The following is a 9,926-nucleotide window of genomic DNA, read 5'->3' as shown; positions in this document are numbered from 1 at the left end:
TTAGTATGTGTATTAATGGCATTTTGTTCGATATTTTTATATTCCACTTGTATAGTAGAAAGATCACGGACAAAGTTTTGGCGCTCTTGTCGTTCTATCTCCTTTTCTCGCAATTCGAGAAGGCTCTTGAGACGGTCCAGATCAACATCATTTTCTAGAGCTCTTTCTAAAATAAGTTCCATAGCTGTAGGTTTAACTTCACAATCGTTTGTTTTGTTTACTTCTGTTAAGTTCGTGTTTTGTTCATTCATTTTTCTTTCCTCCATTGAAGACGCAATTCCCCCGTGGCGTGAATCACGCATGTGTTAAAAATGGTTGTTTGGTTGTTAGAAGCCTATCTCTTGAGGTTATAGAATTTCATCAGTTAATTCGTATTTTTTATTCATAACAATAGCCTCTTAATGCATGCTTTGTCTTTTAAGCTCTTGAGACAGCAGCCCCATACCTTTTGTGGTGATTTTTGCGCAAGGAATGACCTTTTCTATTCCATTTGCGGTTTGAAGTGTGATAGTTGGACAATCCATAAGTTTCTTTTGGATTTTGTCTTGATACGGTAGCAAATTTCCACCTACTGCTCGTCTGTAAACCCAACCTTTTTGCTGTAAGAAGAGAATGAATTGTTTTGGTTGCATCTCAAGTATTTTAGCGGTTTCTGTAAGACTAAACAGTCCGTCATGACGTTGTAAGCTTTCAAGAGCCATGGCTTTTGGTGTTAAATCTTCAATGATGGTGTCTTTTTGATCTATTTGACCTTGTAGGTAATTCAAAAAGCCAATCATAGCCTTTGGACTTGAATAGTCGATTTGTGGTGTTACTGCTTGCTTTTCCAATTCTTGCCAACGATCAATTATTTTTGCTCGTAAGGCAGTGCTGTAACCAGAAACTAAAATGAGGCATTCACGTTTGGGGAGATTATAACAAGGGCGGCTTTCACCTTTGCTATCAAGATAATAACCACTAAAATCAACCACCCCAAATTTGGGGGCGTTAAGTTCTTCAAGCATTTTCTTGATATCACGCATAACATGGTCATGTCTTTTACTGCACAATTCTGCAATTTCACGACTAGACATGGTTGGAATTGTTTCGTGTTTGTTTGTATTTTGTGGGATAGCAATAGGCTTTTCCATTACGAACCTCATATTGATGGGATTGATGAATGAAAGGGGGCGCTTTTAAATGCGCCCTCAGAATTTAAAGCACATCACAAAGACGTAATTTATTTTGCTCTTCATAGGTCCCGTAGACCTCATCATTATATTTGTCGTCTGCGATCTCGTCTAAAAGTTCATTGTAAGCATCACTTTCACGTACAAAGTAATGAACCTCACTATCCTCATGGAGATGTTCAATATTTGCTTCGACATATGCGTCTGCAATTTCTTCAGAAATGTCTTCGCAACTTTTTTCAGAAGGATTGATGCGAAAGATTTGGATTGCATCATCTACCTCATCAACAATGCTTAGAATTTGGCTTGCATCAAGTGGTCCAGACTCTGCAATATGTTGATCTTTATCGTAGGCAACTAATAAAATTTCATTGGAATTAATAAGAATTGGCTTATCCATAATTTCTCCTCCCTAACACCTCTTGGCGATTGTTTGTGCGTGGTTTATGGAATATATATAATACGCATAATGCATACTTGTCAACAATAAAATATGCGTTATGTGTATTTTATTTTTAACGGTATAAAAATCTTGTAAGAAGATTTTTTCTAAATGACGATTCTCATGAAAGGGGAAGGTGAATGGTTATGAAAATAATAAAAAGTGATATAGAACTAGATAACAAAATAATGCATCTGGTTTCTACATTTAGTAATGAAAGAAAAAAAGCTTTTATTTTTTTTCTTCTGCATGCAGGCGATTTAAAAGGTGAAGAATTGTTTCTTTATCTGGTTGAGTTGTTTTTTGCAGTAGATTAATAATTTGCTCATCAACAGTTTTTTTTGTCGCAGGAATTGGAAAGGAGGGGCCTTCTCCCTCTCCAGTTAATAACCATCCTTCACTAATTCTAAATGCTTTTGCATATTTCGCAGATGCCCGCGATATTCCTCTTAATCCTTGTTCGTGCTGTATATAGCTAGAGTAGTTCCAGCCAAAATATCTAGCTGCTTCTTTAGCACTTCTAAAACCACGCGCTAAACGCGCTTTTATTAATCTAGCAGATTGGTCTATCGTGTTACTAAGCATTTTTATCTCCTTAATATATTCATATTGCATATAATTGGTATGCATTTCGACTTGACTTTTAAGTACTCATAATGCATATTATTTTTTATGGGAAAAATAGCAGTAAAACAGTTACGTAAAAATCTGAATTTAACTCTGAAAGAAATGGCAGAACGGTTAGGCGTCAACAAGTCAACAGTATGGCGTTGGGAAAAATATGGTGTTCCTTCAAGAGGAGCCGTTGCATATCTTCTCGAAGCGTTATGGAATGAACAATCTCCTCCAACGCCTGCTTTTGTCAAGGGTTCCACTGTTTGCATGAAGCCATGTGAACAAAATGAAATGTTGCAATCTCAATATGAAGAAAGAAAATAAAAATGGACAGTTTGGCAGCGATGATTGTGTTTTTTATAGTCAATGTAATCACGATTTTTTGTTTTTATGTCTCTCATAAAAAAAATGCAAAGCTCTACAAAGGTGTTGCAAAGTTCATATTATACTTTTTACATTTTAGAAGATTTTACAAAAGAAATGCATTTTCCAGATGGCAGCACAATTGTTTTTAGCGATTCTGATTGGGATTTTTCTCTTGATGAAAATGATAATTTAATAGCTAAAAGTGCTTTAGGACCTTCATTGTCCATAAAGGCATATAGTAACGCATATGGTTTCAAAAAACGTTTCATAGATAGTTTACAGAAATACAATCGATCTACACATTTAGTTAGTGCAGCCAGATGAGGCATGCTGTGTGTGTCTGAATTGAGTGAGTTCGTTTTTTAAAACTTATGATTACGCGCTCTGTCATAGCACACATATAAATACGCAACAGCAGGGGGGATTATGATCACTAATGCACAAACCATTCTTTGTCTTGATCTAGGTACTAAGACAGGCTGGGCGCTTCGTGATGCAGATGGTTTTATCACAAGTGATACAGAACATTTTCAATCACGCCGTTTTGAAGGCGGTGGCATGCGTTACTTGCGCTTTAAGAAATGGCTTACTGAATTAAAGAGGTCTGTTGATGAAATTGATGCGGTGTATTTTGAAGAGGTACGCCGGCATGTGGGTACAGACGCTTCTCATGTTTATGGGGGCTTTCTAGCAACATTAACGGCGTGGTGTGAACATCATCAGATACCGTATGAAGGCATTCCCGTTGGTACCATTAAGAAAGCAATGACAGGAAAAGGAAATGCCTCAAAAGCAGAAATGATTAAGGCAATGCATGCAAAAGGTCACGCGCCTTGTGATGATAATGAAGCAGATGCTTTGGCAATTTTATATTTAATGAAAGAAGGGGGTGCGCATGTCTAATGCAATGCCATGGGTAAGATTTCATTTGTATGACTGGATAAGTGGTACAGATGGGATGACGTTGGAACAACGGGGCGTTTATATAACGCTTATTGTACGCATGTACGATAAGAAAGCACCAATTAAAGAAGATTTTGAAACGCTTTCACGCGCTTGCAATTGTTCACGAAAAAAATTCGCAACTATCGTCGAATATCTCATGAGGAATGATAAAGTTATTGAGATAGATGGTGGGTTGTGGAATGCGCGCGTTGAAGAAGAGCTAAACGATTTTGCTGATAAAAAAGAGCATATATCACAAGTTCGTAGTGAAGCTGGTAAAAAAGGTGCACAAGCAAAAAACAATATAAAACAACATGTTAATAATTTTGCTGAAGCAAATGACAAGCAAAACGTTTTTTTTGCTGAAGCAAACGACAAGCAAAATGATTTTTTTGCTGAAGCAAAAGATAAGCAAAATCTAGCTATAAAGAACCAGAATAAGAATAATATATATAAAAAAAATAAAACTATCGTTTTATCAAAAAAAGAAATTGATTTTGAAAATTTAGAAATCACTGATTTGGTTCAAGAGCCAATCGAGGTTGATGCTGTTGAGAGCCAATCAGAGCAAAACGAAACGATAGCAGATAACCAACCTCCCATTCACGAGCAGACAAGCATTCCGAAAAAAGCTAAGCGGTCAAAAGCTAATCGAGGCTGTCGATTGCCTGAAGACTTTGAACCCGATTACGATTTTGCCATTGCAGAGGGCTTGCCTCCAGAGCGTGTGAAAGTCGAAATCGCGAAGTTTCGAGATTACTGGCGTTCAAAAGCCGGAGCCAATGCAACCAAAATCGATTGGCAAGCAACATGGCGTAACTGGGTGCGCAAAGCGGTTGATGATTTAGAAAAAACAAAAAACACAAACAACAGTGGTGGAAGCAATGGAAATTTTTCAAAAGAACAAAAAACTTGTGGTGGTACCGGAGAAACAATCCGTAACCTTATCCGTAGAGCAGGATTTAGTGAATCCGCTTCAAAACAGTGCAGATCAGATGGCGCAATGCGTAACAAGGGATTATCCTTGGACCTTGATCAGTGGCATGGAATTGACACCAGCCCTAGAGGAACAAGCTTTAGAAGCTTATCAGACAGTTCAAAACTTACTTTCCTTGAAAGCGTCTGTTGAAGATATTGCAGAGGCTCTTGATGTGCTTGAAGGCGGTTTGACAATGCAAAAAGTTTCAAATCCAGAAGCACGTGCAAAGGCTTATATCGCGGCTCTTAACGGCATCTCACTCTGGTCTTTGTTGCAAGCTGTTAAAAATCTGATCCGTGGAGAAGCCAAAGGTCTATCAACAACCTTTGTCCCCTCTTGTGCTGATCTGGCACGGTATTGCAACGCTTTAGAAAGCAGGCTTTATGGGGCTGCTGAGAAGGTTTTTATCGCTGTTGAAAATACGCGTAACCTAGCTTTAGGGGGGAAGCGCATTTCGTTCATGAGAATAGGCAAGCCTAGTGAGGTGTGTCATGACAGTGGCAGTTCCAAAGCAGCCTAAAACAGCAAACTAGTGAAAAGTGCTGATGGTTTTGTGATTAGATATGCGTTTAAATCGTCAAAAAGGTACCGTACAGAGCGATTTAAAGATTTTATGATGAAAAACCACATCTGTAATATAAAACGCTCTGTACGGTCAAATTTAAGGTAAATTAACCTATTGGTAAAATTATGGACTAAAAACATGGAAATTTTAAAACAACTGTTCTTAACAAATCATAAACAGCCTATGCAAAAAAAGTGGGTTGCAACGGCTGTTGGGTATGTTCCTTGGGGAGATGGAGCAGAGGAGTATTTTTACAACCTCTACGAATATGAAGACGGTACAAGAGAGTGTGAAAAGTTTGACGGTGGTCAGTATTACACCGTACCAGAAAAGGCAGATTTTAGTACCAAAGCGCAAGTAAAAGCATGGGTTTATGGTGGTGCTATTCCGAAAAGCGTTCTCAATTACGAACCTCTTATAGATGAGATCAATAAAGAGATCAAAAAATTATCGAAAGCAGTTTGATACTCTTTGTAGCAGGAAAGAGATCAACGCATTGAACGAAGCATGGCGTCACGTAAAATTGCGTTAATCCGTGTTTGATATCCTTTCCCTTGACTTTTAAGCCACGCTAGAACGTCTGAATCCACACGTACTGTTGTGACAGTTTTGGTTGGTTTATAGAATGGATTGCGAACGGCGTTTTTCCAGAATGCATCATTGAGTGACGGAATATCACTATGATCAATTGCACTGTCCGGCATTGCAGCCAGCTTATCAACTTCAACTCTCTGTTTATCTGTCAAAGGTGATAAGTTACCTACATCAATTTCATAAAGAACTTTCTTCTTCATAACGTTTCCTTTCTTTCGAGTTAGCTCGCCGCGCTGAAATAATACGGATTACTTCTATACCATCTTTATCATCATGGACAGTATGCGCCACGAGCAGCAGTAAAAAACCATCCACAAGACCCAAAGTTTGCCAACGATATTCTCCGTTTTCAATACGGTCTTGTTTAACCATGGCGAACGGGTCTGCAAAAACACGAGCAGCAATTTCAAAACTGACACGGTGCTTTCTAAGATTACTTTTTGCTTTAGTTTCATCCCATTCAAATCTTATTTTCATATCTTATGTTAATACATTTATGTATGTATTTCAAGAGTTTTAAATGAACACTGAAGTATTTATGTTTTTTTGCATATTAAATATAATTTTATATGTTAAAAAACAATAATATCATTTTGAAATAATTGAAAAAATAAGCAAATCATGCTAAGATTTTCTATGTATTAAAGTACAAGTTTAAGGTAAGAAAAAACATGCTAAATAAAGTGACGTTAATCGGGCGTTTAGGTGCTGATCCCGAAAGCAAAACAATGAATTCTGGAACAGAAGTAGTCAATTTTAGTATAGCGACTTCTGAGAGCTATACAGATAAAAAAAACAATCAAAAAGTAGAAAAAACAGAATGGCATTCAGTTGTGGTTTTTAATCCACATTTGGCAAAAATTGCACTTCAATATCTCAACAAAGGTTCAAAAGTTTACGTAGAAGGAAAATTACAAACACGCAAATGGCAAGATAAAAATGGTATTGACCGTTACACAACAGAGATTGTTTTACCGCAATTCAAAGGCGAGTTGTATTTGCTTGATGCAAAGAAAGAGCAGTCTACCCCTTCTTCCGTTACTTCTCAAAATTATGCTATCGCTTCAGGTGCTAAAGATTATAGCGCATCTCTTAATGATAGCATGCCATTTTGATTAAAAAATAGAGCAAAGAGAAACATGTGGGCTCCCACAGATTAGGGGATGTATGAAAAAGAAAGATGCTTACATTTCACAAGTGAAAGTACGTCAAGATCCTGTTAATCAATTGGCAATTGAAATGCGTGCTAAACGCTTTGGTTTGACGATTGAAGAGGCTAAAAATCCGCTTGCTGGTACTTATGTTGGGCGGCTTTGTTTGCAAGGTGTGCTTACTCAAGACCAGTATGATGCTGCGCAAAAATATCTTGAAGTGAAAAATGACTATTTGTGTGCAAAAGGTTTACCAAGCGCTGTTTATGATGAAATACCATCATCTTCTGATGACAAAGCAAGAGAAAAATGGGTTGAATTTGCAACAGAACAGTTTTCTAATATGCAAGAGGTAATCAAAGAAACACAATGCCTCTATAAACAGTATAATCTTTATGCGGCTCTACAATATCTTGTTAGTGAAGATCAAACGTTGCCATATCTTATAAATTCATTGCAGATTGCTCTGAATGCGCTTCATAGACATTTTACGCAAAAGCGCAAAAAAGACTATTGAATAGTAGGCTTTAGAGTGTTATATTTTTATATAATACTGAAGGGAGCGTTTTATGCACACAACAAAATTACGTAAAGTTGGGGGATCAGTGATGCTCTCCATCCCACCTGCATTGCTTGATGTTCTTCACTTGACTGAAAATACCGAAGTTGGTTTGGCTATTGATAATGGCCGTCTTGTCGTGGGACCATCAGTCCAGCCGCGATACACGATGGCTGAGTTATTAGCTGCCTCCGATTATTCGCAACCACAATCACCTGAAGACCGTGAGTGGGTTGATTCCTCTGCTGTAGGGGGCGAGCTTATATGAGGCGTGGTGATATCTATATGGTAGATTTGGAACCAATCCAAGGACGAGAGCAGCGTGGGTACCGTCCTGTCGTCATTGTTTCTCCTGATGATTTTAATCAAGCAACAGGTTTACCAGTTATTTTGCCGATCACAAGCGGTGGAAATTTTGTTCGCCGTATTGGATTTGCAGTGCCGCTTACGGGTACAAGAACGAGGGGTGTTATTCGTTGCGATCAGCCTCGTGTTCTCGATTTGGTGGTGCGCAATGGGCGTAAAGTAGAAAGTTTGCCAACAGCTATTATGAATGAAGTATTAGCGAAGGTTGTCACGATCTTTAGTTGATCAATTATATGTAGAATCCAGTCTTCCAGATAAGATATTACCACATCTTGTAAGTTCATTACGGATTGTTCTGAATGCTCTACAGAAATATTTTGACAAAAAACTAAATGGTAGATGTTTTATGTTGTTTCTTTCGCTTTGACGTGAAATGTTTTTCTGTGCAATTCGTTGTATTTGTATTACAATGAATACAAAGATGAGGATTGCGTTATGACGATATCTATTCGGTTGTCAAGTGATCTCGAAACACGTTTGAATAATTTAGCTGCTAAGACAGGACGTACAAAGTCTTTTTATTTACGCGAGATTATTGAACGTGGAATAGAGGAAGCAGAGGATTATTATTTAGCCTCACAAGTAAGAGAGCGTGTTCGAAGGGGAGAGGGTACTTTTTATAGCTCTGAAGAGGTGAGGAAAGAGCTTGGCTTGGACGATTAGGTGTTAGAAAACTGAAGCAAAGTCTGGACAAATATTTTTCACAAAAGCGCATAATCGTATTGGTTTATAACAAATATTCTACCAAATGCTCGTAGGATTTGTTGTAATGAAAATCTTTATTTTCGAAAATTGCCTCCTGCTTTTCGATATGAAATTGTTTGTATTCTTCCTTTATAGCTTTTTTCAGTGCATTCACCTTTTCTTCACCGAAGATAATTTGTAGTTTCTCTCTTGAATTTATTATATTTACGAGCATATCCCAATAGATAAATCTATTATAGCATTTTTTACTTGCTGATTTAATTTGTTCTATTGTTCCTAATTTGTAAGTTTTCTCAAATGTTGGAATATTTTCAGAAATGTATAGATTATAATTATCTTTTTCATTTATGAGTTCTTTATCTTTCTCTTTACACTCATTTACCTTCCATTTTACCTCTTCGGTATAACGGTCTTCATCTAAAGAAATATATCCTTCTGTAACAGTTTCAAGAAGACGCTTATAATGAATAAAAATTTCTCTTGCTATTCTATAGTCATCCGAAATGTCATACAACAATGTCAGTAAACATTTTTTTATCTCTACTAGGCATTCATACTTAATAGGCAAATGCCATGATTTCAGTATTTCTTCTATCTCTTCGTATTCTGTATTTTTAGACATTTCATCCCAGTAGATGTCAAGCGATTTATCATTTTTATAAAACCCATGTAACGCTTGTTTTTCGTACTCGGCTATGATCATATCATCAACCACATATAACCACCAATGCAACAAAAACATTGTAGATTTATGACATGTTTTCTCTGTAAGGGGATCTACGATTTTTTCAACAACTATCCCGTTTTTTTTCATGAGTCGCATTGTTTTTAGATAGCTTTTCTTAAAAGCTATGTGTTTCTTGAATACATTGATTTTTTCGCAATGCTCAGCAGAAGGTTCTGTTTCCAAAGCTTTCTTATAGAGAAACGGTATTTCTTTATATCCTTGAGTACAGATATCTTTTATGATGGGATGGTGATGTTCATAAGCTTCACCTATCATTATGGGATCTTTTATTCTTAGTATATCCTTTTCCCACTGTCTAATTTCTTTATTCCATTGCTTAATCCATTTTTGCGATATTTTTTGAGCCTTCTTTAAAAGACTTCTATCCCATTTCGTAATTTGTTCTTTGTATATTTCTATTTCTCGATTTTTCTGTTCCTGAAGTAACTCGAATTGTTCTTCATAGTCATTTATTCTTAAATAGCTCCTAAAAGACAGTAAAGTTGCTATTATTAGTAATATGTTCACTGAGAATTCAAAATATAAAAACACATCGATTATTATGATTAATAAAATCGTATTTTCGAATCCTACATTCCAACCTTTCTCTCCTACCTTCGAAATGTGGTAGATCATATTTGCTGCTATTAATATTCCTCCTATGACTATAATTATTTCCATTATTCCCCCCACTTTTTGCTAATCAATAATTTAGTGCTTCCATATAATTGATTCGTTTAGAA

General features: G+C 36.7%; 17 protein-coding genes and 1 pseudogene. 11 read left to right on the top strand and 7 right to left on the bottom strand.

Features of this window, described 5'->3' with window-relative positions:
* The 4 genes and pseudogenes from ACFINC_RS08110 to ACFINC_RS08095 form a co-directional block, all read right to left on the bottom strand.
* Window positions 1-251, bottom strand: a pseudogene (locus ACFINC_RS08110) (recombinase); the annotation flags it as partial.
* Window positions 252-398: 147 nt separating this feature from the next.
* On the bottom strand, window positions 399-1,130 hold the full coding sequence (locus tag ACFINC_RS08105; RefSeq protein ID WP_375616865.1) for a Rha family transcriptional regulator: 732 nt from the start codon (window positions 1,128-1,130) through the stop codon (window positions 399-401).
* 64 nt (window positions 1,131-1,194) lie between these two features.
* Window positions 1,195-1,569, bottom strand: a complete 375-nt coding sequence (locus ACFINC_RS08100) for a hypothetical protein (RefSeq protein ID WP_375616864.1) — start codon at window positions 1,567-1,569, stop codon at window positions 1,195-1,197.
* Window positions 1,570-1,842: 273 nt separating this feature from the next.
* Window positions 1,843-2,196: a helix-turn-helix domain-containing protein gene (locus ACFINC_RS08095; protein ID WP_375615508.1), complete on the bottom strand. Its 354-nt coding sequence runs from the start codon at window positions 2,194-2,196 to the stop codon at window positions 1,843-1,845.
* An 87-nt stretch (window positions 2,197-2,283) separates the two neighbouring features.
* On the opposite strand from ACFINC_RS08095, the gene ACFINC_RS08090 reads away from it, so the two are divergent.
* The 6 genes from ACFINC_RS08090 to ACFINC_RS08065 all read left to right on the top strand — a co-directional run bounded on the left by ACFINC_RS08090 (window position 2,284) and on the right by ACFINC_RS08065 (window position 5,546).
* Window positions 2,284-2,550, top strand: a complete 267-nt coding sequence (locus ACFINC_RS08090; protein WP_375616863.1) for a helix-turn-helix domain-containing protein — start codon at window positions 2,284-2,286, stop codon at window positions 2,548-2,550.
* Between the two features lie 84 nt (window positions 2,551-2,634).
* Window positions 2,635-2,916 carry a hypothetical protein gene (locus tag ACFINC_RS08085; protein ID WP_375616862.1) on the top strand — a complete coding sequence of 94 codons (282 nt, stop codon included), beginning with the start codon at window positions 2,635-2,637 and terminating at the stop codon, window positions 2,914-2,916.
* Between the two features lie 102 nt (window positions 2,917-3,018).
* Window positions 3,019-3,495, top strand: coding sequence for a crossover junction endodeoxyribonuclease RuvC (locus ACFINC_RS08080; RefSeq protein WP_375616861.1), 477 nt, complete (start codon window positions 3,019-3,021; stop codon window positions 3,493-3,495).
* Window positions 3,488-4,666 carry a YdaU family protein gene (locus ACFINC_RS08075; RefSeq protein ID WP_375616860.1) on the top strand — a complete coding sequence of 393 codons (1,179 nt, stop codon included), beginning with the start codon at window positions 3,488-3,490 and terminating at the stop codon, window positions 4,664-4,666. Before ACFINC_RS08080 ends, ACFINC_RS08075 begins: the two co-directional genes overlap by 8 nt.
* Window positions 4,650-5,036 (top strand): hypothetical protein, encoded by a 387-nt coding sequence (locus ACFINC_RS08070; RefSeq protein WP_375616859.1) that lies wholly within the window; start codon window positions 4,650-4,652, stop codon window positions 5,034-5,036. Before ACFINC_RS08075 ends, ACFINC_RS08070 begins: the two co-directional genes overlap by 17 nt.
* Before the next feature lie 183 nt (window positions 5,037-5,219).
* On the top strand, window positions 5,220-5,546 hold the full coding sequence (locus ACFINC_RS08065; RefSeq protein WP_375608737.1) for a hypothetical protein: 327 nt from the start codon (window positions 5,220-5,222) through the stop codon (window positions 5,544-5,546).
* 23 nt (window positions 5,547-5,569) lie between these two features.
* Here ACFINC_RS08065 and ACFINC_RS08060 read toward each other — a convergent pair whose 3' ends face one another.
* Together ACFINC_RS08060 and ACFINC_RS08055 are read right to left on the bottom strand one after the other, a co-directional pair.
* Window positions 5,570-5,875: a BrnA antitoxin family protein gene (locus tag ACFINC_RS08060; RefSeq protein ID WP_273756873.1), complete on the bottom strand. Its 306-nt coding sequence runs from the start codon at window positions 5,873-5,875 to the stop codon at window positions 5,570-5,572.
* A complete protein-coding gene (locus ACFINC_RS08055; RefSeq protein WP_006925654.1) occupies window positions 5,853-6,152 on the bottom strand; it encodes a BrnT family toxin in 300 nt (99 codons plus the stop codon). The genes ACFINC_RS08060 and ACFINC_RS08055 overlap by 23 nt, the downstream gene beginning before the upstream one ends.
* 194 nt (window positions 6,153-6,346) lie before the next feature.
* Here ACFINC_RS08055 and ssb point away from each other — a divergent pair, with 194 nt between their 5' ends.
* The 5 genes from ssb (at window position 6,347) to ACFINC_RS08030 (ending at window position 8,414) form a co-directional block, all read left to right on the top strand.
* On the top strand, window positions 6,347-6,790 hold the full coding sequence (gene ssb / locus ACFINC_RS08050) for a single-stranded DNA-binding protein (RefSeq protein ID WP_375616858.1): 444 nt from the start codon (window positions 6,347-6,349) through the stop codon (window positions 6,788-6,790).
* 52 nt (window positions 6,791-6,842) lie between these two features.
* Complete coding sequence (locus tag ACFINC_RS08045) at window positions 6,843-7,343, top strand: hypothetical protein (protein WP_375616857.1); 501 nt, start codon at window positions 6,843-6,845, stop codon at window positions 7,341-7,343.
* A 52-nt stretch (window positions 7,344-7,395) separates the two neighbouring features.
* Window positions 7,396-7,653, top strand: coding sequence for an AbrB/MazE/SpoVT family DNA-binding domain-containing protein (locus ACFINC_RS08040; RefSeq protein ID WP_100131165.1), 258 nt, complete (start codon window positions 7,396-7,398; stop codon window positions 7,651-7,653).
* Window positions 7,650-7,976, top strand: a complete 327-nt coding sequence (locus tag ACFINC_RS08035; protein WP_007346765.1) for a type II toxin-antitoxin system PemK/MazF family toxin — start codon at window positions 7,650-7,652, stop codon at window positions 7,974-7,976. Before ACFINC_RS08040 ends, ACFINC_RS08035 begins: the two co-directional genes overlap by 4 nt.
* Window positions 7,977-8,186: 210 nt before the next feature.
* Complete coding sequence (locus ACFINC_RS08030) at window positions 8,187-8,414, top strand: DUF6290 family protein (protein WP_375607309.1); 228 nt, start codon at window positions 8,187-8,189, stop codon at window positions 8,412-8,414.
* 64 nt (window positions 8,415-8,478) lie between these two features.
* Here ACFINC_RS08030 and ACFINC_RS08025 read toward each other — a convergent pair whose 3' ends face one another.
* A complete protein-coding gene (locus ACFINC_RS08025) occupies window positions 8,479-9,864 on the bottom strand; it encodes a hypothetical protein (protein WP_375610768.1) in 1,386 nt (461 codons plus the stop codon).
* Between the last annotated feature and the right edge of the window lie 62 nt (window positions 9,865-9,926).

The organism is Bartonella sp. AP58NXGY (assembly GCF_042195785.1).
Classification (GTDB): Bacteria; Pseudomonadota; Alphaproteobacteria; order Rhizobiales; family Rhizobiaceae; genus Bartonella.
Note: the sequence above shows the minus strand (reverse complement) of the source record. Positions and strands in the feature narration are given on the sequence as shown.